Raw genomic sequence first — 22,917 nt, forward strand, 5'->3', positions numbered from 1 at the left:
CGTGCAGTCCAGTTCCAGCCATGGTGATCCATTGACCGAGCCGACGCCCGTCCGTCCGCCTTCGATACCTCTACGCCCCTCGGCCTGTCCGGGGTTGCTGCGTATCGTCCCGGCGCTGGATGGCGGTATCTGCCGCATCAAGCTGGCGGGCGGCTCGATTACTGCGCCGCAAGCGCTGGCCGTTGCCCGGGCTGCGCAGCTGTACGCCCACGGGGTGATCGAAGCGACCAATCGCGGCAATCTGCAAATTCGCGGCATCGGCGAGCAGCAGGACGCGTTGATCCAGACACTGCTGGGTGCTGGCCTCGGGCCGAACAACCTGGACAGCGACGACGTACGCAACCTGATGCTCAGCCCCAGCGCCGGGCTTGATCCACAGATGCTGTTCGATACGCGCCCGTTGGCCGCGAAAATTCTCGCGGCACTGGAAGGCAATCCGCGCTTTCACGACCTGTCGCCCAAGTTCGCCCTGTCGCTGGATGGCGGCGAAGGTCTGGTGATGCTCGAGCATCCCCACGATCTGTGGCTCTCAGCATTGCAGATCGAAGGTGAAACCTTGCTGGCCTTCGGCTTTGCCGGTTGTCCGGCGCAGGATTCGCCCTTGGCTGCCGTTCCCGTTGAACATGGGCTGGAACTGGTGCTGGCCGTGCTGGAGCTGTTTCTGGATACTGCGCGGCCCGAGCAAGTGCGGATGCGCCAGTTGTTGGCGGAAATACCTGCTGAACCGTTGCTCGAACAATTAGCGGCGCGTTTGAGCGTCGAGTTGCGAGCTGATCAAAAAATAACCGATTGGCGACGTGCGCCAGTGCTAGCCGATCAGCACATCGGCATTTATCCACAGCGTGAAACCGGCAAAGTAGCCGTCGGTGGCGTGGCGCCGTTGGGGCGACTGAACCCGGAAATGCTCACCGCCATTGCGCAACTGGCCGCTGAAACGGGCGATGGCAGCTTGCGCCTGACGCCCTGGCAAAGCGTGTTATTGCCCAATATCCCGGCAGAACTGGCGCAAGACGTGCTGGCGAGGCTGGAAGCGGCGGGGCTGCTGTGTTCCGCCGAGCAGGCCTTGGCGCACATGATCGCCTGCACCGGCGCCACTGATTGCAGCAAAGGCCTGGCTGATACCAAGGGTGATGCCCGAATCCTCGCCGCACATTTGCAAAACAATGGCCTCAGCCGAGCCGTGCATCTGACGGCCTGCCAGCGTTCCTGCGCGGCGGCCCATCGCGCGCCGGTGACCTTGCTGGCGGTGTCCGCCGGCCATTACGACCTTTATTTTCGCGATGCAGAACAATCCGGTTTCGGTGTTCTGCAGGCGCGTGACCTCACTATTGAAGCAGCCGGCGCGTTGTTGACCGCCGACTCACGGAGCAGCACCCATGATTGATTACATCCGCGACGGGCAGGAGATTTATCGCAATTCCTTCTCGATCATCCGTGCGGAAGCGCGCCTGGACACGATCCCGGCGGATCTGGAAAAACTCGCCGTACGCGTGATTCACGCCTGCGGCATGGTCGAGGTCATCGAAGACCTGCGCTTTTCGCCCGGAGCGGGCAAGGCCGGGCGCGATGCGTTGGCGGCGGGGGCGCCGATCCTGTGCGACGCGCGCATGGTCTCCGAAGGCATCACCCGCACTCGATTGCCAGCCAACAATCAGATCATCTGCACGCTGCATGATGAAGGCGTGCGGGAAATGGCCCTGGAGCTGGGCAACACCCGCTCCGCCGTGGCGCTGGAATTGTGGCGTCCGCATCTGGAAGGCAGCGTCGTGGTGATCGGCAACGCGCCGACCGCGCTGTTCTATTTGCTGGAAATGCTCGACGCGGGCGCACCGAAACCGGCGTTGATCCTCGGTTTTCCGGTGGGCTTCGTCGGTGCGGCGGAATCCAAGGCGATGCTCGCCGCTGACAGCCGTGGCGTGCCGTTCGTCATCATGCAGGGCCGTCGCGGCGGCAGCGCCATGGCGGTGGCTGCGGTCAACGCGCTGGCCACGGAGATCGAATGATGCAGGCACGCGGTCGATTGATTGGCCTGGGCGTCGGCCCCGGCGACCCGGAACTGATTACCGTCAAGGCACTGCGCCTGTTACGCGAGTCGCCGGTAATTGCCTACTTCGTTGCCAAGGGCAAGAAAGGCAACGCCTTCGGCATCATCGAGGGGCATTTGCAGGACGCCCAGACGCTGATGCCGCTGGTCTATCCGGTCACCACCGAAGCGCTGCCCGCGCCGATGTCCTACGAACAGGTGATCAGCGATTTCTACGACGCCTCCAGCGCCGACGTGGCCGCGCATCTGGATGCCGGTCGTGATGTAGCCGTTATCTGCGAAGGCGACCCGTTCTTCTACGGTTCCTACATGTACCTGCACGATCGTCTGGCAGACCGTTACGAAGCACAGGTCATTCCGGGCGTGTGCTCGATGCTCGGCGGCGCTTCGGTGCTGGGCGCGCCATTGGTGTACCGCAATCAGAGTTTGTCGGTGCTGTCCGGCGTGCTGTCCCATGAAGAACTCAAGCGCAAACTGGCCGACGCCGACGCCGCAGTGATCATGAAGCTGGGCCGCAACTTCCCGAAAGTCCGCCTGGTGCTGGAAGAACTCGGCCTCGCCGAGCGCGCGCTGTATGTCGAGCGCGCCACCATGGCCAATCAGAAAATCGTGCCGCTGGATCAGGTTGAACCCATGTCCTCGCCGTACTTCTCGCTGATTATTGTTCCCGGCGAAAGGTGGCAAGGCTGATGGCGCATAACACCCCGGCGATTGTCATTCTCGGCAATGGCAGCCTCGCCACGGCACGGCGGATTCAGCAGGTTTACCCCGGCGCAGTGATCTACGGCCTCGTGGATCGGGTTCAGGGGGCAGACCGAACCTACAGCGAATTCGGCGCCACCTTGCGTCAGATTTATCAACAGGACACGCCGATCATTGCCCTGTGCGCGGCAGGAATTGTCATCCGCACCCTCGCGCCGCTGTTGTTGGAAAAAGGCGCTGAGCCAGCTGTGCTGGCCGTCGCCGAAGACGGCAGCGCCGTCGTGCCACTGTTGGGCGGGCTGGGCGGCGTCAACGTCATGGCTCGGGAAATCGCCGCTGGTTTGGGTATTGCAGCGGCCATTACCACCAGCGGCGAACTGCGCTTCGGCACCTGCCTGCTCAATCCGCCCGCCGGTTATGCCTTGGGCGATCTGGCGCTGGGCAAGCGTTTCGTCTCTGATTTGCTCTCCGGCGAAAGTGTACGCATCGAAGGTGCCGCGCCGTGGCTGGCCAAGGCGCAACTGCCGGAAGACGATCAGGCGCAGTTGGCGATTCACGTGGGCAGCGCCGAGCGCGCGCCTTCGGAGCATGAACTGCTGATTTACCCGCGCTGCGTCGCAGTGGCCTTGAGTGCAACACTGCCGGAACTGGTCGCCAGTGTCCGTGCCGCGCTGCATGAGGCCGGAATCGCCGTGCAATCCCTGGCGTGCCTGCTGGCGCCCGCCACGCAAATGGCCGACCCGCTGCTGCATCAGGCCGCTGCCGAACTGGCGGTGCCCATCCGTTTCGTCGCGCCGGCCAGCGCAAGCGAAATGGCAGCGCAGGCCGTGCCGCAATTGTTGCCGCCAATCTGCGTCAGCGAAGACCTGGCCATCGTCGTCGCCCCGCAGCCGCTGGATGTCGAGCAGATCGGTCGCGGGCGCGGCAGGCTGGCGGTCATCGGCCTCGGTCCTGGTGCTGCCGATTTGATGGTGCCAGCGGTCAAGGCCGAACTGGCCCGCGCCAATGACGTGCTCGGTTATGAAACCTACGTGCGTATGGCCGGGCCGTTCCGCGCCGATCAAGTGCTGCACTGCACCGACAACCGCGAAGAAATGCAGCGCGCCCGCCATGCCTTTGAGCTGGCTGCTTCGGGGCGCAGCGTAGTGGTCGTGTCGTCGGGCGATCCCGGCGTGTTCGCCATGGCCTCGGCGGTGCTGGAAGCCTTGCATGAATCAAGCAACCCGCAATGGCACACCGTCGAGCTGGAAATCCTGCCGGGGGTTTCCGCCTCGCTGGCGACCGCTGCGCAAGCAGGCGCGCCGTTGGGCCATGATTTCTGCGTGATGTCGCTTTCCGACAACCTCAAGCCGTGGGACGTCATCGAAAAACGTCTGGACCTGGCCTCGCAAGCCGATCTGGCGTTGGCGTTCTACAATCCGATTTCCCGTTCGCGCCCCTGGCAATTGGGCCGCGCGCTGGAAATCGTCCGCCAGCACCGCACGCCAGAAACACCGGTAACCCTGGGTCGCGACATCGGCCGTCCGGGCCAGACCTTGCGCATTATCACCCTGGGCGATCTGACTCCGGAGCAGGTCGACATGCGCACCATGGTGTTGATCGGCTCTTCGACAACCTGTGTGTTTCCGCGTGCCGACGGCGGTACCTGGGTGTATACGCCGCGTTGGTATGGGGAAAAACCGGGCGGTTGAGGTTTCTGCGGTTTCGCGGGTCATGATCTTTGGCAAAGTCGTCTACTAGGGATCATGACCTGATTACAAGTAAGGATATTCCGAGTTTGTTGTAATCCTGTAGGCGTTGTTATTCAAGTTAGCTAGTTTTAGCACTCCTTTAATGCACGTGGAGTGCTCAAGATGAATGAGCTTGAATCGAATGCGCTGGTCGCGGGTAATAATATGATCTCGTTTGCTCCTGGAGTTTCGGCTGCCGACCGTGATGATCTCCTCGATCTGATGATGTACGCCAATATATATGCCAATCAGTCTTATCGGGCCGAGGAAAACTGGATCAGTTGGATGCTGTACTACCGCAAACAACTGGAATACTCCGGATGTCAGTTGCGCAACCCGATTGTAAACGAGGCCATGCTCATCGACAGCGCCAGCGAGTTGGAAGATATCCGCTTCAGTTTCAAAGGTGCCGTACAGATTGCCAATCTGCTGGAGCTTACCCGCCGCTCTTTCAAGGCCGCGCGGCTCAGCGAATATGCGAAGCATTTTTTTGAGTACGGCAGCGGTTCTGGATCACTCAGCACTTTTCAGGTAGTGCCCTGCGAGAACCTCGCTGAGGGTGAAATCACGTTCCTGGTCTGTGGGCTGCATGCCAGCGCTACTGTCACGTCCGATGACAGGGGCGGCGATTGGCGGGTTGACCGGGAAATGGTAGTGCGCCTGGCAGGCGGCGTCTATTCACTGCGTCGGCAGGATTTCTCGGCACATCGGGAGCGCATTCGCACGCGCCTGCTGGAGATCGGGCGATTCAATATAAATCAGATTAGTATCTGACGAAGCCTGTAGGACTTATCTACTTTTGGTCTAGGTATTGTCCTGTAATGGAGGTTGTTATTTCATTAAGAGCTAGCGAGAATTTAGCAGTTTCATGTAAGAGGCGGGATTGGAGGGTAATGGCCACTTAACTATCTACTGGCTGGCGGCCTTGAGTTGTCTATGTTGCGATGCTGCGGTACTCGCCAATTGCCATGCAGAAAAGTCATTCGGCGTATTTCCGTGATGGCAGTATTCAGGTGCTATTGGCCGTGTGGACGTTTTTCGGGTGGTGCGCTAACTTGAAAGTCGTCCAGTCCGGACACTCAATTAAAAAGGATTTTATTGTGAACGCTAATGAATTAGAAAATCGTATTTCTGAAAGTCGTGCTTTCATTGAAATGTGTGAGCTGGGTGACTGCCAGCCAATCAATGTTGCAAAACGCACGGCGATGGACTTCAAGGCTGATATCGATGAGCAGTCTCCGGAAGCTGTCGTTGCCAATGACGCTATCATTTCCATCGTTGCGGGCATGAGCAAAAAAAAACAGGGAAGCCGTCAAGGACTGCATGTTGTTTGCCAGTATGGCCGCTAACAAGGAAGTCCCGGCGGGCGGAGTGGAGTGGTACAACAAGTACGTAGAATTCTTGGGGTGGGGCGGTTGGACGACTTCATCAAAGGGCTTAAGTAAATACACAGCCAGCAAGAGCACGTTCACCATGGAACAAGAGGGTCTGGAGATTCTCGCATCGGCCATTACCGCTGCGGCCTTGCCGGGCCCTACCTCTTTGCTGCTGTTGAAAGTTGCGAAAGATGCCATAGGCGTTCTTCAAAAAAACGAAAAACCACTGCGTATTTTCGAAAGCTCCAGCAAGAAGCATAACGGTGCGAAGTTCGCCATCGGTTCGGCGGTCGAGTCCAAAGACAAACAAGTGGTTATGGTGATGGCGGCCATGGATTTCAGCACATCGCTCAACGTGACCAACGTCCTGTTTTGGGAGTGGAGCAGCTCATCGGTAAGTATCAAAAGTGCCGGCGATCGTCTGGAGTTTAATTCACGTCATTTCGATAGCGTCGCTGATAAGATTCGGGAAAAACTAACCGACGCTGCCAGGCAGAACATTGCCGAGATTGAATTCTGATAGCCAGGAGTCGCGGTTCGCCGCGACTTTTCATTTCCAAAGGAGAGATATCATGCGCAATGGATTGCGAGCCAGTTATGTAAATGGCAATAGCCTGCTGTTTTTTGGCATCCAAGCCCTCCCGGCGTTTCAAGAGGATGTTCTCATCAGCACCTTGTGCTGCCAGTTGGCGGCCTCGGCCAAGCATTCAGCCTTCAGCGAAGCCGCCGACTGGCGCCAGCGGTACTTCAATACCCTGACCAGTTTTCGCTGCGCGATTGTTTATCGCGATGTGCAAAATTTCCCACTCGATCCGGATGAAACGATCTGGGCTCGCTTGAAAGGGATGCTTGGTAAACGGGTTTCACCGTCGCTGATTGAAGCCGCAGAAACAGCAATCACCAACCTGACAACCCATGCCAACCACGAAGCCAGTGCGTTATTGCGCAAGCAAACGGTGCAGCTTGATTCGCATAACGATCCGGATAGCGGCACTCAAGAAAGCAAGGAGGTCTACGACGTCGCGCTGCAATTAGGTTTCATGGACGCGACGCCAACCATGCATCTGGTCCTGTTTTCTTTCAAGAGCGCCAGCCCGGTCAGCGGACTTCCCCTTGCCGACCTGTTTTCTTCCCGCGTGATCATCGGCGACCTGCATGTCGCCATAGTTTGCGCAGAGCTGGATGAGCATGATTTTGGCTACTTCCGGCAGGGCCTGCTCGATAAACTGGGCGCCAGGCGTGAAGCGCTGTGCATGGAAATTGCGGGAGTAGAGCCATGAGCGACGACTCGTCGAGGTCCCTGTTGCGGGGTTCCAACCTGGTTTCGTTCTTTCCAGAACTGTCGCCACTCAGCAGGGGGGACATTCTGGACGCGCTCCTCTGGGCGCAGTTGAGCGCGTCGGATCGTTACAATCCCGAAAAGCAGTGGGAGCAGTGGATCGAGCTCTACACGGCAGTGCTGATCGACAGTAGTTTTAAACCCGGCAGCTCTCTCGCGCAAAAGCCGGTAAAGGTCAGCAATGAAAGCGATTTTCGGCGGGAGGCGACGAAGCTGGTCAAGACCATAAACCCGCCGGGGCTGGCGAACGTGGCTGAGGTAGCGTTGAACGACATGTTCAACAGTGCTCATGCGCGTCTGTTCTTCGACAGCTGGTTCAATTTCAACGCGGGTAGATCCGACAGCTTCCAGATTGTGCCCTGTGAAAAAGGCGGATTCAATCAGGTAAAAATTGCCGCCTGCGGATTGCAGATGGTGACCCGCACCAAGGTAAAACCTCCCAATGGATTTTTCCCTGCGTGGCCTTTTACCTACGAGATGACCTTGACCCTCAGAGGTGGCGGTTTCGTCTACGACGTGAACGATTACGCCACTCACCGGGAGCGCATCCGCGAGGCATTACGAGCCAAAGGCTCCGAAGCCATCGGGCTCATCCAGCTCTGAGTGGCCGCGCGTTCACGGCACCAGATAACCCCGAACTCCGGTAAAGATAATCTGCGCGGCCAACGCGCAGACAAACAACCCCATGAGGCGGCTGACAATTTGCAAACCCTGGTCGCCCAATACGCGTTCGATGTGGTTGGACAGGTAAAGCACCACGCCAACCGTCAGGCTGGCCAGGGCAATGCTGAGGATGGCGGTGAGTTTGTCATCCCAGTGCGGCTGGCTGACGCCCATGACCAACAGTGCGCCGATAGTGCCAGGGCCGACCGTCAATGGAATGGTCAGCGGCACGATGGTCATGTCCTGCTGGACATTGTCGGTCTGCACGGCCGACTTGCCTTGGGCCATGCCCAACGCGGAGATAAACAGCACGCTGCCGGCGCCGATGCGAAAGGCGTCGACGGTGATGCCGAACACACTGAAGATCACCCGTCCGAACAGATACAGCAGCACACTGGAAACCAGCGTCGCCAAGGCCACTTTCCAGGCCAGCCGCCGCTGCTCCTTGCGTGAGTGACCGCGGGTCAGGCTGATGAAGCAGGACAGGACGAAGAACGGGCTATAGAGCACCAGCATCTTCAGGTAAACGCTGAACAACACGTGGAGCATGGCTTGGGCTCGCGGCAGCAGAATAAGGACGAGGGGAGTCTATCAGGCGGCAAGCGCTGCCTTGCTGTGGATTGTCAGTTTTGCTGATAAAGGTCGCTGTCGGACGTCAATGCATGCGTCTTTGCACGCTGGGCAACCCAGAATTCCACCAGTTCGCGCAGTTGTGACAGCTCGACGGGTTTGGCCATGTGGCCGTCCATGCCAGCCTGACGCGCGCGGTCCTTGTGTTCGGTCAGGATGTGCGCGGTCAGTGCGACTACGGGGGTGCGTACACGCTGATTGCCGACTTCCCAGGCGCGCAGCTGTTCAGTGGCAGAGAAACCATCGAGGATTGGCATTTCGCAGTCCATCAGGACCAGATCGTAACGCTGGGCTTTCATCGCCCGTAAGGCTTGTTCGCCGTTGCTGGCCGTATCTGGATGCAGATTGAGCTTGCCGAGCATGCCACGAATCACTTTGGTCGAGATGCTGTTGTCTTCGGCCACCAGAATACGGAAGTCACTGGGCACGTTGATCGGAGTATTGAGTACCGGCGTAATGGTCTGCGGGCTGGCGCCTTTGTTGCGCTGGGTGAGTTCGTCCGCCAGTGTGGTCTTCAAGGTGTAGCCGGCCACGGGTTTGGCAAGGATGCGCTTGACCCCGGCGTTGCGCGCGATGATCTTGCTCGGCGCGTTGCTGATGCCGGTGAGCATGATCAGCAAAATGTCGTGGTTCAGGCTTGGGTCTTCCTTGATCTTGGCGGCCAGCTGCATGCCGGTCATGCCGGGCATATTCTGGTCGAGCAGGACCACATCGAAGTAATCGCGCAAGTGCGCCTTGGTGCGCAGCAGCGCCAACGCTTCCTTGCCCGAGGGTACGGCGCTGACGTTCAAGCCCCAGGCGGTGCATTGCTGGACCAACACCTTGCGGCAGGTGTCGTTGTCGTCAACCACCAGCACGCGCGCACCTTTGAGCGGGCTGTCCATGTCCAGCGGCGGTTGCTCCAGACGATCAGCGTCCAGTGGCAGGCTCAGCCATAACGTGCTGCCCTGACTGCTGCCGGACTGGATGCCGAACTCGCCGTCCATCAGCAGGATCAACTGCCGGGCAATCACCAATCCCAGGTGACCGCCAAGCTTGCTCGCGGCGAGGAAGTTCTTGCTGTGCAGTTCCGCATGCAGCAGGGCGTCGCGCTCGCTCGGCGCCAGTGGTTCGCCGCTGTCCTGTACGGCGATACGCAGGCGCGGCTTGCCGGCGCGGGAGTCGAGAGCGACCACCACAAGGATTTCGCCTTCGTCGGTTTTCTTCAGGGCGTTTTCCAGCAGGCTCAAGACGGTCTGCCGCAGGCGGGTCGGGTCGCCACTGATGACTCTGGGGACTTGCGGCTGGATCAGGCTGATCAGTTCGACATTCTGTTGTTCGGCCTTGGCCCGGAAAATATCCATGCAGTCTTCGATCAACGCACTGAGATCGAACTGCACGTCGTCCAGCTCTATCTGGCCGGACTCCAGCTTGGTGATGTCCAGAATCTCGTTGATCAGCGTAAGGAGTTCGTTGCCAGCGCTGTGCACGGTCTGCACGTAATCACGTTGTTTGACCGACAGCGGCGTGCCCAGCAGCAATTCGGTCATGCCCAGCACGCCGTTCATGGGTGTACGGATTTCGTGACTGATCTTGGCCAGGAACTCCGCCTTGGCATTGATTTCAGCCGTACTGGCGGCCTGGTCGCGACTGATGCTGAATCTGTCTTCGGTGATGCTGCGATGACGCTCGCTGAGCGCGATGCTCATGAGCAAACCGCTCACGCAGAACACGCCGAGCAGAGTCAAAATCAGCCATTGCGGGGAAATCACCGTCAGCCACAGCAACGCTGGCAGAATGATCAGGCAGCCAATATTGAACGCAATCATTGAAACCATGAACAACCGCGCCGGCCGGTAGCCTTTCTGCCAGTTATACGCCGAGACAAACAGGATGCTCAGGGTCGCCAGACTGACCAGGCCGAAGGTCAGCAGATTGAGCGGCAAGGTGTCGACAAACAGGATCAGCAAGCCGCCCAGGGCAATGACCAGCAGGCTGCCCAGCAACCAGCGGTCCAGCTTCACAACTTTGCGGTGGTAGAAGAAACAATAGGTGTACATCAGGCCGGTCACGGCCGCGAGCAACAGGGTCAGGTGCGCGCTGGGTGTCTGGGGGATATGCCAGGTATTGAGCCAGGGCGTCAGCAGGTTGAGCAGCAGAATCGCACTCAATGCCAGCAGCGCTTCGCAGGCTGCCAGCCAAAGATTGCTGGGGGATCGCGTGTGGCCGTAGCGGGTCAGATTTTGCAGAATCAGCATCGCCAGCGAACCGAACATAATCCCGAACAGAAAAGGTTCGCGTTCGTCGGCGGCACTTTCGATTGCGGGTTGCAGCGTAATGTTGGGGCGCAGTTGCTGGGTCGAAACCAGGCGCAGGTAAATATCCAGGGGCACGTCACTCTGAGGTAACGGCAACATGAAGTCTCGAGAGTGCAACAGCTGGTTTTGACGTGGAACGTTATTGCCGGTGCGCGAATGGTCGACTATTTGCTCGCCGTTCAGGACATACATGTCCAGGTTGGCCAGATCCGGTGCGAAGATGCGCAGCAGTTGCTCGTGTCTATTGGGTTGCAGACGATAGTGCAGCCAGAGCGCACTGTTTCGATCCGCGGCGGTGATGTGCGACAGATCGATGGGGCTGAACGCGTTTTCGAAGCGTGCCGAGCGAATATCGCTCAATTGCAGATCTGCCTGGCTGTCGAGCAAGGTTGACCAGCCCGCACTCTGCTCGGCTTGCGCAGTGAGCATGAAGAGCAGGGTCAGCACCCCGACGGTTAATCTTTTGGCAATCCTGAGCCAGCGCACGGCGAAATCCCTTCGTAGATGAATGCCAGATAACCCTGCGCGGTGCTGAAATAACCAGAAGAACTCGAACCTTCGGACGAATTACGGGGCGAGTCATCTGTCTCGCCCCGCAGAATGACGCCCGGTTCTGGTGGCCTGACGGCCTTATTCCAGCTCTTCACCGCGCTCGCGTGCAATGGCGCGATAGCCAATGTCACTGCGATAGAAACAACCTTCCCAATCAATTTTTGCTGCCAGCGCATACGCCTGTTGCTGCGCTTGCCCAACAGTGTCGCCCATCGCCGTGGCGCACAACACGCGGCCACCGCTGGTGACTACTTCACCCTTGTGCAACGCCGTTCCGGCATGAAACACCTTACCCGACAGTTGCGCTGCGTCGTCCAGACCCTTGATCGCTGCGCCCTTGGCGTAATCGCCAGGGTAACCGCCAGCGGCCAGGACAATGCCCAGGCTTGGGCGAGGGTCCCATTGCGCTTCGACTTTATCCAGTGCCTGCGCCAATGCCGCCTCGACCAGCAACACGAGGCTGGACTGCAAGCGCAGCATCACGGGTTGGGTTTCCGGATCGCCAAAGCGGCAGTTGAACTCGATAACCTTCGGATTGCCAGCTTTGTCGATCATCAGACCAGCATAGAGGAAGCCGGTGTAAATATTACCTTCGTCCGCCATGCCTCGGACGGTCGGCCATATGACCAGGTCCATCACGCGCTGATGCACCTCGGCGGTCACCACCGGGGCCGGGGAGTAAGCACCCATGCCGCCAGTATTCGGGCCGCTGTCGCCGTCGCCGACGCGCTTGTGATCCTGGCTGGTGGCCATCGGCAGGACATTCTTGCCGTCGACCATGACAATGAAACTGGCTTCTTCGCCATCGAGAAACTCTTCGATGACCACGCGCGAACCCGCTTCACCAAAGGCGTTGCCGGCGAGCATGTCACGTACCGCGTCTTCAGCTTCGACCAGGGTCATGGCGACAATTACGCCTTTGCCCGCAGCCAGGCCGTCGGCCTTGATGACGATTGGCGCGCCCTTTTCACGAAGGTAAGCCAGCGCGGGCTCGACTTCAGTGAAGTTCTGATAATCGGCAGTCGGGATCTTGTGGCGAGCCAGGAAATCCTTGGTGAACGCTTTCGAGCCTTCCAGCTGGGCAGCGCCAGCAGTTGGACCGAAGCAATCCAGGCCACGGCTGCGGAACAGATCCACAACACCTGCGACCAGCGGCACTTCCGGGCCAACGATGGTCAGCGAAACATTCTTTTCTGCGAAATCTGCCAGTTGCTCAAGAGCGAGCACGTCGATGGCAACGTTTTCGCACTTGGCTTCAATGGCGGTGCCAGCATTGCCGGGGGCAACAAAAACCTTCACGACGCGCGGGTCCTGGGCAACTTTCCAGGCCAGGGCGTGTTCACGTCCGCCGCTGCCGATAATCAAAACATTCATTTCAAAAACCTCGATGACGCTAATTTTGTAGAGGGGATCTGCCAACCGGTTCTTGTGCTGACTGTGTGGGAGCGAGCTTGCTCGCGAAGGCGATGTGTCGGCGTTTAATCATGCGTCGACTGTACCGGCCTCTTCGCGAGCAAGCTCGCATCCCACGGGGGCCATTGATCAATGGCGGAAATGGCGCATCCCGGTGAACACCATCGCAATGCCCGCTTCATCAGCTGCTGCAATCACTTCGTTGTCGCGCATCGAGCCGCCTGGCTGGATCACCGCAGTGATGCCGACCTTGGCTGCGTTGTCGATGCCGTCGCGGAACGGGAAGAATGCGTCCGAGGCCATTACGGCACCCTGGACCTGCAGACCGGCGTGTTCCGCCTTGATCGCGGCAATGCGTGCCGAGTTGACGCGGCTCATCTGGCCAGCACCGACGCCGATGGTCTGGCGATTGCGTGCGTAGACAATGGCGTTGGACTTGACGTATTTCGCCACTTTCCAGGCGAAGATCAGGTCGTGGACTTCCTGTTCGGTCGGGGCGCGCTGGGTGACGATTTTCAGGTCATCGGCACCGATCATGCCGATATCACGGCTCTGCACCAGCAGGCCGCCGTTGACACGCTTATAGTCCCAGGCAGCTGCACGTTCGGCAGCCCATTGGCCGGTGGTCAGCAGGCGCACATTGGCCTTGGTGGCGACGATGGCCTGGGCTTCGGCGCTGACGCTTGGGGCGATGATCACTTCGACGAACTGACGCTCGACGATGGCCTTGGCGGTTGCAGCGTCCAGCTCGCGGTTGAACGCGATGATGCCGCCGAATGCGGATTCGGTGTCCGTGGCGTAAGCCAGTTCGTAGGCCTGACGGATGCCGCCTTCAGCGTCCGGGCAAACCGCAACGCCGCACGGGTTGGCGTGTTTGACGATGACGCAGGCTGGCTTGACGAAGCTTTTCACGCATTCCAGCGCGGCGTCGGTATCGGCCACGTTGTTGAATGACAATTCCTTGCCTTGCAGCTGGGTCGCAGTGGCGATGCCCACTTCGGCCGGATTGGCTTCGACGTAGAACGCGGCACTTTGGTGCGGGTTCTCGCCGTAGCGCATTTCCTGCGCCTTGATGAACTGGCTGTTGAAGGTGCGCGGGAAGCCGCTGCGGCCTTCTGTGCTCAGGGTTTCAGCGGTCTGGTCGATGCTGCCCAGATAGTTGGCGATCATTCCGTCGTAGGCAGCGGTGTGTTCGAATGCCTTGAGCATCAGGTCGAAACGCTGGGCGTACGTCAGGCCGCCGGCCTTGAGGCTTTCCAGCACCTGGCTGTAATCGCTGGCGTTAACCACGATGGCCACGTCTTTATGGTTTTTCGCCGCAGAACGGACCATGGTCGGGCCGCCGATATCGATGTTTTCGATGGCGGTCGGCAGGTCGCAGCCTGGCTTGGCGACAGTGGCCTGGAACGGGTAGAGATTGACCGCAACCAGATCGATCGGCTTGATGCCGTGCTCGTTCATGATCGCGTCGTCGATGCCGCGACGACCGAGGATGCCGCCGTGGATTTTCGGGTGCAGGGTCTTGACCCGACCGTCCATCATTTCCGCAAAACCGGTGTAGTCGGCAACTTCTACCGCTGCGACGCCATTGTCCTTCAAGAGCTTGAAGGTGCCGCCAGTGGAAAGGATCTCAACGCCAAGGGCTTCCAGCTCGCGGGCAAATTCAAGGATTCCCGTCTTGTCGGAAACACTGATCAAGGCGCGGCGGATCGGCAGGCGTGTGGTCTGGTCGGTCATCTCAATTTCCATCAAAAGCGAAAGTGGTCAGCAAAAAAGGCGACAGCACCGAAGCGCGTCGCCTTTTTGTCTTGAATGCTTAAAGCAGATCGTACTGCTTGAGTTTCTTGCGCAAGGTGCCGCGGTTCAGGCCCAGCAGCTCGGACGCTTTGGTCTGGTTGCCCTTGACGTAATTCATCACGCTTTCGAGCAGCGGCGCCTCGACTTCCGACAACACCAGGTTGTAGACGTCAGTGACGGGAGCGCCTTCGAGGTGGGCGAAATAATTGTGCAGCGCCTTCTCGACACTGCCGCGCAGGGTCTGACCCTCTTCGCTCGGCGTGTTGAGGTGCTGTTTCAAATTGACGTTGTCGCTCACGGGTGTTGTTCCACTCACTAAAGTCTCGGTCATCATCGTCATGCGGCCACCTCTTCTTCTTTCCCTGCATCCGGGCTTTCGTAGCGTTCGCTGAAAAACTCGCGGACGTTGGCGCACTGTGCTTCTGTATCCTGCAAACGATTGAAGTGGGCGCGAAACTCCCTGGCGCCCGGCAAGGTTGCGAGATACCAGCCGACATGCTTGCGCGCAATTCGCACGCCAAGCACATCGCCATAGAAAACGTGAAGCGCTGCCAAATGCTCAAGCAGAATGCGTTCCACTTCACTTAATTGCAGAGTCGGCAATGTCTCGCCGGTTCGCAGGTAGTGTTCTATTTCGCGAAAAATCCAGGGACGCCCTTGGGCGGCCCGGCCAATCAACAATCCGTCGGCGCCGGTCGCGTGCAAGACGTGCCGGGCTTTCTGGGGTGAATCGATGTCGCCATTGGCAAATACCGGAATCGACATCGCCTGCTTGATTTCAGCGATGGTGTCGTATTCGGCTTCACCGGTGTAAAGGTCGGCACGGGTGCGTCCATGGACGGCCAATGCCTGGATCCCGGCCTGTTCGGCGATTTTCGCAATCGTCAGGCCATTCTTGTTCGCCCGGTCCCAGCCGGTGCGTATCTTCAAGGTAACCGGCACATCGACTGCAGCAACCACTGCCTGCAGGATCTCGTTCACCAGTTGCTCGTCCTTCAACAGCGCAGAACCCGCCGCCTTGTTACACACTTTTTTCGCCGGACATCCCATGTTGATGTCGATGATCTGCGCGCCCAGTTCAACGTTGGCGCGCGCGGCGTCGGCAAGCATTTGCGGGTCACCACCGGCGATCTGTACCGAGCGCGGCTCGGGATCACCTTCGTGGATCATGCGCAGCCGCGACTTGCGGCTGTTCCACAGGCTCATGTCACTGGTGACCATTTCCGAAACCACCAGGCCCGCGCCGAGTTGGCGGCAGAGCTGACGAAAGGGCTGGTCGGTGACGCCCGCCATAGGGGCGAGAATCAAGCCATTGTGCAATGTATACGGACCGATGCGTACCGCCGACATAGGTGTGCCTGTTGTGGGGGCCGAATCATCGCAGGCCGTGATGACTGCTCGATGTTCACGGTCTGCCCGGACCGGTCTTCCAAGTGCTCAAGCGCTTTTCAGACCGAATCCAGAGTAGGAAAAAGGGTTGGCATGATACCCGCTCTCGATGACTGGATAAAGGCTGAATTGGATAAAATCTGAACAGTTATTTTTTATCGCGAAACGTTTGTGCTTCTTGTCCGGGTTCTGAAATACCTCAACGGCGGCTGCCAATGAGTGCATCGAAATCGATACGCCAGGTCTATAAATGTCGGCGAGCCAGACGGCGCGCGGCTTTCATTCCGGAGAGCGGAAACTCAGGCTGTAATTCACGGCTTTGGCGCCGGGATCGAGAATGTCCAGCGCGATGTGAATCGGCGTCTGCGGTGGCATTTCTTCCTTGCCGGCCATCTCGCCGCTCAGGTATTCCGCCGGTTTGAAGCGACGACTGGCAATCAGCTGACCACTGGTATCGGCAAAGCGCAGCTCCAGCAGCGGGAACGGTTGGGAAAACGACGCACGGTTATAGATGATCGCGTCGACGACCAATGCACCTTTGAATTCCGGATGACTGCGCACCACCAGATTGCTGCTCTTGAGCAGTTTGATATCGACCTTGGACGGAACCTTGCAATCGATTTGCGGGCAGATCAGCTGAAACCACGGGCGGTACTGATCCTGGCGGGCCAGCTCGTCAAAGTGATACCAGATGTATTGGCCTGCCAGCCCGGCCAGGGCCAATACCGCCAGCAGTGTCCAGATCAGGCGTCGTCCCCAGTGAGACTTGGGTCGCTGCCATTCCAGTTGCAGCGGTTCGTCAGTCAGGTCGACCAGCGTCTTGTCGCGCATCGCAGGCTCGCTGCGATTGCGTCGGCCGCGAACTTCGGGTTCTGGTTGCGGTTCGTGGTCTTGTTCATGGTCGTCATCGTCAAGCGCCGACCAGCGTTCGGTTTTCTCGCTGCCCGGCGCCTTGCGCTGGCTCTGCAGAGGGGCCATGGGCTCCTCGTCGCCAAGTCCGTCGGGGTGCAAGGACAGCGAAGGTTCGGTTCGGCCATTGCCGGAATCCTGCTGCTCTTGCTCGGACTCAGGTTCGAGTTCCAGTGATTGCTGAGGCTCGGGTATGACTTCGGCGTGCAATTCCGGTAGCTGACTGACGTCGTCATTGCGCAGGCTGGTGACCCATTCGTCGTCTTCTTCGCTGTGGGCATTGTCGCGATGGGCAGACAGGTTGGCATCGCCATCGGCGCGGTTTCTTTCGCGACCGAAGGTTTCCGGCAGCTGAATTTCCCGCTGCTCAAGACGCGCCAGCTCTTCGTCCAGGTCCATGTCGTCCAGGTCCAGAGCGTTGGCTTTCCAGGCTCGGGGCGTCGGGACGATTTCCACCGATTCAGGAACGGGTGCAGGCTCAGGCAAAGGTTCGACAGCCACGAGCGCCGGCGGGGCTTGCACGGCTGGCGACGCAACGATCGCAGGCGCAGGCTCAAACGTTGGCGCAGGCGGTTTGGCTGCCTCGCCAGCCGAGCTATCGCCGCGCTGCTCCAGCAGCTGTTTGGCGGCATTGAAAACCTGCAGGCAGGCACCGCAACGAACCACGCCGCGCGCCACGCTCAGTTGGGCGTGGCTCACTCGGAAACTGGTCTGGCAGTGCGGGCACTGGGTGACGAAGCTGTCGGTCATGCGACTGTCCGGTTCAAGCGGCGGTTAACGGCGACGGCCAGTGATGCGTACCCAGCCATCACGGTTAGCAATCGGATCGAGATCAAACGTAGAGGCGTAAGCGGCGGCAACTTCTTCGCCTTGCTCGGCCAGGATGCCGGACAGCGCCAGACGGCCACCCGGTTTGACCAGGGTTGCCAGCTGAGGTGCCAATGCGACCAGCGGCCCGGCGAGAATATTGGCGACCAGCACATCGGCCGGTTCCTGCGGCAAGTCTTCCGGCAGGTACAACGGGAAACGTTCGGCCTCGATGTGGTTACGGCCAGCGTTGTCCCGCGAAGCTTCCAGCGCCTGGACGTCGATGTCAGTGCCGACCGCCTGTTTGGCGCCCAGCAGCAGGGCGGCAATGGCCAGGATGCCCGAGCCGCAACCGAAGTCCAGCAGGTTGCAGTCTTGCAGGTCCTGACCGTCCAGCCATTCCAGGCAGAGCGCGGTGGTCGGGTGCGTGCCGGTGCCGAACGCCAGGCCCGGGTCGAGCAGCAGGTTCACCGCGTCAGGTTCCGGCGCGGCATGCCAGCTCGGGACGATCCACAGGCGCTGACCGAAACGCATTGGCTGGAAATTGTCCATCCAGCTGCGTTCCCAGTCCTGATCCTCGATAACTTCGCTCATGTGTTCCGGCAGCTCTGCACCAGTGAGCAGTTTCAGGTGCGCCAGGACATGGTTGGCATCGGTGTCGGCTTCGAACAGGGCGAGCAGGTGCGTGTGTGACCACAGCGGCGTGGTGTTGAGTTCCGGCTCGAAGATCGGCTGATCTTCGGCGTCCATGAACGTCACGGACACGGCGCCGACTTCAAGAAGGGCGTCTTCGTAGGTTTCGGCTTGTTCTGGGCTGATGGCGAGACGGACTTGCAGCCAAGGCATGGCGGGTTACCTTCGAATGAAAAATGATCTGCGGTTCAGTGCAGCAGGAAACGCGCAAGTTTACTGTGATGCGTCACAAACAACAAAGCCGCTGTGAAAGCGGCTTTGTTGATCCGGAGCAAGGAGGCTTATTGATTGGCCAGCTTGTGTTCCAGGTAGTGAATGTTGACGCCGCCTTCGCAGAAGCCTTCATCACGAGTCAGGTCGCGGTGCAGCGGGATGTTGGTCTTGATTCCGTCGACCACGATTTCGTCCAGGGCATTGCGCATGCGAGCCATGGCTTCGTCGCGGGTCGCGCCCCAGGTGATCAGCTTGCCGATCAACGAGTCGTAGTTGGAAGGGACCTTGTAGCCGCTGTACAGATGCGAGTCGACTCGCACGCCATTACCGCCCGGCGCGTGGAAGTGCTTGACCAGGCCTGGGCTCGGAATAAAGGTTTTCGGATCTTCAGCGTTGATCCGGCATTCCAGCGCGTGCCCGTGGATAACGACGTCATCCTGGGTGAACGATAGTTTGTTGCCGGCGGCGATGCTGAGCATCTCCTTGACGATGTCGATACCGGTGACCATTTCCGAAACCGGGTGCTCTACCTGCACGCGAGTGTTCATCTCGATGAAGTAGAAGCTGCCGTTCTCGTACAGGAACTCGAACGTACCTGCACCGCGGTAACCGATGTCGATGCACGCCTTGACGCAACTGGCGAACACAGCCTTGCGGGCTTCTTCATCGATGAACGGTGCCGGCGCTTCTTCCAGAACCTTCTGGTGACGACGCTGCAGCGAGCAGTCACGGTCGCCCAGGTGAATCGCCTGGCCCTGACCGTCGGAAATCACCTGGACTTCCACGTGACGCGGGTTGGTCAGGTATTTTTCCAGGTAGACCATCGGGTTGCTGAACCAGGCAGCCGCTTCAGCGCGGGTCTGCTTGGCTGCTTCGATCAGGTCTTCTTCCTTGTGCACCACGCGCATGCCGCGACCACCGCCGCCGCCAGCGGCCTTGATGATCACCGGATAACCGACTTCGCGGCCGATGCGCAGAGCGATTTCTTCGTCTTCCGGCAGCGGGCCGTCAGAGCCAGGAACCGTTGGCACATTGGCGCGCTTCATGGCGTCCTTGGCAGAAACCTTGTCGCCCATCAGGCGAATGGTTTCGGCTCTCGGGCCGATGAAGGCGAAACCTGACTTTTCCACTTGTTCAGCGAAATCGGCGTTTTCCGCAAGGAAGCCGTAGCCCGGGTGAATCGCCGTGGCGCCGGTGAGTTCGGCAGCCGAGATGATGGCCGGGATGTTCAGGTAAGAAAGATTGGCGGGCGCCGGACCGATGCAGACAGTTTCGTCCGCCAGGCCCAGGTGCATTAACTCGCGGTCTGCCGTGGAGTGAACCGCGACAGTCTTGATGCCCAGTTCTTTACAGGCACGCAGAATGCGCAAGGCAATTTCGCCGCGGTTGGCGATCAGGACTTTTTCCAGCATCGCAGACTCTCCCCGGTTCAAACGATGGTGAACAGCGGCTGGTCATACTCAACCGGCTGACCGTTTTCTACCAGGATTGATTCGATCACACCGCTGACTTCAGCTTCGATGTGATTCATCATTTTCATTGCTTCGACGATGCAGATGGTGTCGCCTTTCTTGACCGTCTGACCCACTTCCACGAATGCTGGCGAAGTCGGCGCAGGAGTACGGTAGAACGTACCGACCATTGGCGACTTGACCACGGTACCGTTGAGCTTAGGCGCTGAAGGCGCTTCTGCGGCTGCAACCGGAGCAGCAACAGGCGCTGCGGCTGGAGCAGGCATTGGAGCAGGAGCGTAATACTGCTGGGCCGGAGTCTTGCTGTGACGGCTGATCCGTACGGATTCTTCGCCTTCACGGATTTCCAGTTCGTCGATGCCAGACTCTTCCAGCAGTTCGATCAGTTTCTTGACTTTACGGATATCCATTAATCATCAACTCCCAAGGGTCGGTCAGGGGTAAAAGTTGTTAGCGGTTCGAATCGTGCAGCGCAGCCTCTGGCTGGGCGGTCATGATTTCGAACTGATGGCCACTTGTTCCAGGGCGGCCTCCAGGGCCAGTCGGTAACCGCTGGCGCCAAGGCCGCAGATCACGCCTACAGCAACATCTGAAAAATAGGAGTGATGGCGGAAAGGTTCGCGCTTGTGCACGTTTGACAGATGCACTTCGATGAATGGGATGCTCACTCCCAGCAGCGCGTCACGTATTGCCACGCTGGTGTGGGTAAAAGCCGCCGGATTGATCAAAATGAAATCCACGCCTTCATCGCGCGCAGCGTGAATGCGATCGATCAATTCATACTCGGCATTGCTTTGCAGGTACATCAGATGGTGGCCGGCGTCACGGGCCTGCTGTTCCAGGTTCTGATTGATCTGGGCCAACGTAATCGCGCCGTAGATCCCGGGTTCGCGGGTGCCAAGCAGGTTCAGGTTGGGGCCATGCAGGACCAGGAAAGTAGCCATCTTGTGTTCCTTGTTATGGTTGCGAGCACTAATGCCCGGCGACTATGCCGGAAAGCGCATTGGACTGTCCAGTTAACTGCAATAGCCAGCACGATGACCGACATTCGCGAAAAGTTTGTGACTCAGACGCTAAATTTGGTCATTTGCTCTAATCAGCCGCTCTGCAAGGCCGTTTGCGTCGATTTCGCCGACGACTCGCACATCGGAGCGTTCTTCGCCATTTTTGCCGAAGATCAACAGCGCGGGCGGACCGAACAGCTTGTAGCGATCAAGCAGCGCGCGTTGTTCGGCATTGCTGTCGGTCATGTCGAAACGGATCAGCCGATAACCCTTGAGCTGGCTGACGACGCTCGGATCAGGCAGGACTTCGTGTTCGATCACCTTGCAACTGATGCACCAGTCGGCGTACCAGTCGAGCAGCAACGGCTGACCGGCGTTTTTCGCTGCGCTCAAGGCGCGATCCAGTTCGGCTGCCGTCGTGATCGTCTGCCATTCGGCGCCAGTCGCGACGCCGCTGGCGTTGATCTGCGTGGCTGACGTGCGGCCCAGCGGACGGGTCGGATCGGTTTGCCCACTCCACGCGCCGAACCAGCAGGCCAGAGCATAGACCAGCAAAAACAGGCCGAGCAGTTGGCCCAAACGCTGGCGGGTGGTTTTCTCGGTGAATTGCAGCGCACCCAGAAACAACGCGACTCCGGCGGCCAGCAAGCCGGTCAACAACAGGGTGATTTCACCGGGCAGGACGCGGCTGAGCAAGGCAATTGCCAATGCCAGCAGCAAGACACCAATGGCGTTCTTGACCAGCACCAGCCACGGCCCGCTCTTCGGCAGCCAGGTCGCGCCGCCAGTGGCGATCAGCAGCAGCGGGGCGCCCATGCCCAGGCCCAGGGCAAACAACTTCAAGGCACCGCCGAGCGCATCGCCGCTGGCACTGATGTACAGCAGCGCTCCGGCCAGCGGGGCCGACACGCAAGGCGAGACCAGCAAGCTGGAAACCACGCCCAACACCGCCGCGCCCCACAACGAACCGCCTTCGGTGCGGCCCGCGATGCGATCCAGCCGCGTGCTGATCGCCTGCGGCAAGCGCAACTCGAAGAAGCCGAACATGGCAATCGCAAAGACCACGAAGAACAACGAAAACGGCACCAGCACCCACGCCGATTGCAGCCGCGCCTGAAGATTGAGCCCGGCGCCGAACACGCCCATCAACGCGCCGAGCGCGGCAAAACAGAGCGCCATGGGCAGCACGTAAGCCAGCGACAGACTGAAACCGCGCAACCCGCCAATCTGCCCGCGCAACACCACGCCGGACAAAATCGGCAACATCGGCAGCACGCACGGCGTAAACGTCAGACCAATGCCCGCGAGGAAAAACAGCGCCAGCTCTTTCCAGCTCCACGCGGCTTTGACAGGGGTTGCGGGGGCAACGGCAGCGGGACTGGCGGCAATATCGCCAATGCTCAGCCGCTCGGTTTCCGGCGGATAACACAGACCCTTGTCGGCGCAACCTTGATAGGTAACCAGCAAGGTGAAAGGGCGGTTGTCGCCGGGTTTGCGCGGCAAATCGACGTCGAGAATGCCGTGATAGACCTCAACGTCGCCAAAATACTCGTCATGTTTCTGCTCGCCAGCCGGCAGTTGCGCGGCACCCAGGCCAATATCGGCGGGCTCGGTGCGGAACTGGAAACGGTGGCGATACAGGTAATAGCCTTCGGTGGCGACAAACCGCAGCTTGATCGAATCGGGCGTGGTTTCAATCAGGTTCAGCTGAAACGCCTGACGGACCGGCAGGAAATCCTTGCTGTTATCCAGCGTCGTACCACCCAGAACCGAGTTCGGGCGACTGTCCAGCAACCCGGCGCCGAAGGCGGGCAGGGCGAGGATCAACAACAGCAGGCATAACAGGCGGCGCATGGCGGTCTCGGGTCGCAAAAGTCCGCGCATGAT

The 22,917-nt window shown here is 59.3% G+C and carries 21 protein-coding genes; 9 read left to right on the forward strand and 12 right to left on the reverse strand.

What is annotated here, in order from left to right; genetic code table 11:
* Positions 1-31: 31 nt before the first annotated feature.
* The 9 genes from cobG (at position 32) to AABC73_RS03530 (ending at position 7,794) form a co-directional block, all read left to right on the forward strand.
* The gene (cobG, locus tag AABC73_RS03490) at positions 32-1,384 is read left to right on the forward strand and encodes a precorrin-3B synthase (RefSeq protein WP_341524167.1); all 1,353 of its coding nucleotides are present in this window, start codon (positions 32-34) and stop codon (positions 1,382-1,384) included.
* Positions 1,377-2,003 (forward strand): precorrin-8X methylmutase, encoded by a 627-nt coding sequence (locus AABC73_RS03495; RefSeq protein WP_122521540.1) that lies wholly within the window; start codon positions 1,377-1,379, stop codon positions 2,001-2,003. The genes cobG and AABC73_RS03495 overlap by 8 nt, the downstream gene beginning before the upstream one ends.
* Positions 2,003-2,734, forward strand: a complete 732-nt coding sequence (locus tag AABC73_RS03500) for a precorrin-2 C(20)-methyltransferase (protein ID WP_065831864.1) — start codon at positions 2,003-2,005, stop codon at positions 2,732-2,734. The genes AABC73_RS03495 and AABC73_RS03500 overlap by 1 nt, the downstream gene beginning before the upstream one ends.
* A complete protein-coding gene (gene cobJ / locus AABC73_RS03505; protein ID WP_341522477.1) occupies positions 2,734-4,437 on the forward strand; it encodes a precorrin-3B C(17)-methyltransferase in 1,704 nt (567 codons plus the stop codon). Before AABC73_RS03500 ends, cobJ begins: the two co-directional genes overlap by 1 nt.
* A 162-nt stretch (positions 4,438-4,599) precedes the next feature.
* Positions 4,600-5,250: a hypothetical protein gene (locus AABC73_RS03510; protein WP_341522478.1), complete on the forward strand. Its 651-nt coding sequence runs from the start codon at positions 4,600-4,602 to the stop codon at positions 5,248-5,250.
* 326 nt (positions 5,251-5,576) lie between these two features.
* Positions 5,577-5,825 carry a hypothetical protein gene (locus tag AABC73_RS03515; RefSeq protein WP_341522479.1) on the forward strand — a complete coding sequence of 83 codons (249 nt, stop codon included), beginning with the start codon at positions 5,577-5,579 and terminating at the stop codon, positions 5,823-5,825.
* Positions 5,800-6,372, forward strand: a complete 573-nt coding sequence (locus AABC73_RS03520) for a hypothetical protein (RefSeq protein ID WP_341522480.1) — start codon at positions 5,800-5,802, stop codon at positions 6,370-6,372. Before AABC73_RS03515 ends, AABC73_RS03520 begins: the two co-directional genes overlap by 26 nt.
* A gap of 52 nt (positions 6,373-6,424) precedes the next feature.
* Positions 6,425-7,132: a hypothetical protein gene (locus AABC73_RS03525; RefSeq protein WP_341522481.1), complete on the forward strand. Its 708-nt coding sequence runs from the start codon at positions 6,425-6,427 to the stop codon at positions 7,130-7,132.
* Positions 7,129-7,794, forward strand: coding sequence for a hypothetical protein (locus tag AABC73_RS03530; protein ID WP_341522482.1), 666 nt, complete (start codon positions 7,129-7,131; stop codon positions 7,792-7,794). The genes AABC73_RS03525 and AABC73_RS03530 overlap by 4 nt, the downstream gene beginning before the upstream one ends.
* A 12-nt stretch (positions 7,795-7,806) precedes the next feature.
* Here AABC73_RS03530 and AABC73_RS03535 read toward each other — a convergent pair whose 3' ends face one another.
* The 12 genes from AABC73_RS03535 to AABC73_RS03590 form a co-directional block, all read right to left on the reverse strand.
* Positions 7,807-8,403: a MarC family protein gene (locus tag AABC73_RS03535; protein WP_020292694.1), complete on the reverse strand. Its 597-nt coding sequence runs from the start codon at positions 8,401-8,403 to the stop codon at positions 7,807-7,809.
* Between the two features lie 74 nt (positions 8,404-8,477).
* On the reverse strand, positions 8,478-11,267 hold the full coding sequence (locus tag AABC73_RS03540) for a response regulator (RefSeq protein ID WP_341522483.1): 2,790 nt from the start codon (positions 11,265-11,267) through the stop codon (positions 8,478-8,480).
* A 144-nt stretch (positions 11,268-11,411) separates the two neighbouring features.
* Positions 11,412-12,707: a phosphoribosylamine--glycine ligase gene (gene purD, locus AABC73_RS03545; RefSeq protein ID WP_341522484.1), complete on the reverse strand. Its 1,296-nt coding sequence runs from the start codon at positions 12,705-12,707 to the stop codon at positions 11,412-11,414.
* Positions 12,708-12,875: 168 nt separating this feature from the next.
* The gene (gene purH, locus AABC73_RS03550; RefSeq protein ID WP_341522485.1) at positions 12,876-14,483 is read right to left on the reverse strand and encodes a bifunctional phosphoribosylaminoimidazolecarboxamide formyltransferase/IMP cyclohydrolase; all 1,608 of its coding nucleotides are present in this window, start codon (positions 14,481-14,483) and stop codon (positions 12,876-12,878) included.
* A gap of 79 nt (positions 14,484-14,562) precedes the next feature.
* The gene (fis, locus tag AABC73_RS03555; RefSeq protein WP_020292698.1) at positions 14,563-14,883 is read right to left on the reverse strand and encodes a DNA-binding transcriptional regulator Fis; all 321 of its coding nucleotides are present in this window, start codon (positions 14,881-14,883) and stop codon (positions 14,563-14,565) included.
* Positions 14,880-15,893, reverse strand: coding sequence for a tRNA dihydrouridine synthase DusB (dusB, locus tag AABC73_RS03560; protein WP_341522486.1), 1,014 nt, complete (start codon positions 15,891-15,893; stop codon positions 14,880-14,882). Before dusB ends, fis begins: the two co-directional genes overlap by 4 nt.
* Before the next feature lie 318 nt (positions 15,894-16,211).
* On the reverse strand, positions 16,212-17,591 hold the full coding sequence (locus AABC73_RS03565; RefSeq protein WP_341522487.1) for a DUF3426 domain-containing protein: 1,380 nt from the start codon (positions 17,589-17,591) through the stop codon (positions 16,212-16,214).
* A 24-nt stretch (positions 17,592-17,615) separates the two neighbouring features.
* Positions 17,616-18,494 (reverse strand): 50S ribosomal protein L11 methyltransferase, encoded by an 879-nt coding sequence (gene prmA, locus AABC73_RS03570; RefSeq protein WP_341522488.1) that lies wholly within the window; start codon positions 18,492-18,494, stop codon positions 17,616-17,618.
* Positions 18,495-18,622: 128 nt separating this feature from the next.
* Positions 18,623-19,966, reverse strand: coding sequence for an acetyl-CoA carboxylase biotin carboxylase subunit (gene accC / locus AABC73_RS03575; RefSeq protein WP_341522489.1), 1,344 nt, complete (start codon positions 19,964-19,966; stop codon positions 18,623-18,625).
* Between the two features lie 17 nt (positions 19,967-19,983).
* Entirely contained in the window at positions 19,984-20,436 is a 453-nt protein-coding gene (gene accB, locus AABC73_RS03580) for an acetyl-CoA carboxylase biotin carboxyl carrier protein (protein WP_020292703.1), read from the reverse strand.
* 81 nt (positions 20,437-20,517) lie between these two features.
* The gene (gene aroQ, locus AABC73_RS03585; RefSeq protein ID WP_341522490.1) at positions 20,518-20,970 is read right to left on the reverse strand and encodes a type II 3-dehydroquinate dehydratase; all 453 of its coding nucleotides are present in this window, start codon (positions 20,968-20,970) and stop codon (positions 20,518-20,520) included.
* Between the two features lie 129 nt (positions 20,971-21,099).
* The gene (locus AABC73_RS03590) at positions 21,100-22,884 is read right to left on the reverse strand and encodes a protein-disulfide reductase DsbD (protein ID WP_341522491.1); all 1,785 of its coding nucleotides are present in this window, start codon (positions 22,882-22,884) and stop codon (positions 21,100-21,102) included.
* Between the last annotated feature and the right edge of the window lie 33 nt (positions 22,885-22,917).

Origin of the sequence: Pseudomonas sp. G.S.17 (genome assembly GCF_038096165.1) — a bacterium.
Lineage (GTDB): Bacteria > Pseudomonadota > Gammaproteobacteria > Pseudomonadales > Pseudomonadaceae > Aquipseudomonas.

Excerpts from the sequence above, each read along its gene's own strand:
- AABC73_RS03565 (WP_341522487.1), bottom strand. The coding sequence starts at position 17,591 with ATGACCGACAGCTTCGTCACCCAGTGCCCGCACTGCCAGACCAGTTTC.
- AABC73_RS03495 (WP_122521540.1), top strand. The coding sequence starts at position 1,377 with ATGATTGATTACATCCGCGACGGGCAGGAGATTTATCGCAATTCCTTC.
- AABC73_RS03530 (WP_341522482.1), top strand. The coding sequence starts at position 7,129 with ATGAGCGACGACTCGTCGAGGTCCCTGTTGCGGGGTTCCAACCTGGTT.
- AABC73_RS03510 (WP_341522478.1), top strand. The coding sequence starts at position 4,600 with ATGAATGAGCTTGAATCGAATGCGCTGGTCGCGGGTAATAATATGATC.
- purD (WP_341522484.1), bottom strand. The coding sequence starts at position 12,707 with ATGAATGTTTTGATTATCGGCAGCGGCGGACGTGAACACGCCCTGGCC.
- fis (WP_020292698.1), bottom strand. The coding sequence starts at position 14,883 with ATGACGATGATGACCGAGACTTTAGTGAGTGGAACAACACCCGTGAGC.
- prmA (WP_341522488.1), bottom strand. The coding sequence starts at position 18,494 with ATGCCTTGGCTGCAAGTCCGTCTCGCCATCAGCCCAGAACAAGCCGAA.
- AABC73_RS03500 (WP_065831864.1), top strand. The coding sequence starts at position 2,003 with ATGCAGGCACGCGGTCGATTGATTGGCCTGGGCGTCGGCCCCGGCGAC.
- AABC73_RS03520 (WP_341522480.1), top strand. The coding sequence starts at position 5,800 with ATGTTGTTTGCCAGTATGGCCGCTAACAAGGAAGTCCCGGCGGGCGGA.
- AABC73_RS03525 (WP_341522481.1), top strand. The coding sequence starts at position 6,425 with ATGCGCAATGGATTGCGAGCCAGTTATGTAAATGGCAATAGCCTGCTG.
- purH (WP_341522485.1), bottom strand. The coding sequence starts at position 14,483 with ATGACCGACCAGACCACACGCCTGCCGATCCGCCGCGCCTTGATCAGT.
- AABC73_RS03590 (WP_341522491.1), bottom strand. The coding sequence starts at position 22,884 with ATGCGCCGCCTGTTATGCCTGCTGTTGTTGATCCTCGCCCTGCCCGCC.
- dusB (WP_341522486.1), bottom strand. The coding sequence starts at position 15,893 with ATGTCGGCGGTACGCATCGGTCCGTATACATTGCACAATGGCTTGATT.
- AABC73_RS03535 (WP_020292694.1), bottom strand. The coding sequence starts at position 8,403 with ATGCTCCACGTGTTGTTCAGCGTTTACCTGAAGATGCTGGTGCTCTAT.
- aroQ (WP_341522490.1), bottom strand. The coding sequence starts at position 20,970 with ATGGCTACTTTCCTGGTCCTGCATGGCCCCAACCTGAACCTGCTTGGC.
- cobJ (WP_341522477.1), top strand. The coding sequence starts at position 2,734 with ATGGCGCATAACACCCCGGCGATTGTCATTCTCGGCAATGGCAGCCTC.
- accB (WP_020292703.1), bottom strand. The coding sequence starts at position 20,436 with ATGGATATCCGTAAAGTCAAGAAACTGATCGAACTGCTGGAAGAGTCT.
- accC (WP_341522489.1), bottom strand. The coding sequence starts at position 19,966 with ATGCTGGAAAAAGTCCTGATCGCCAACCGCGGCGAAATTGCCTTGCGC.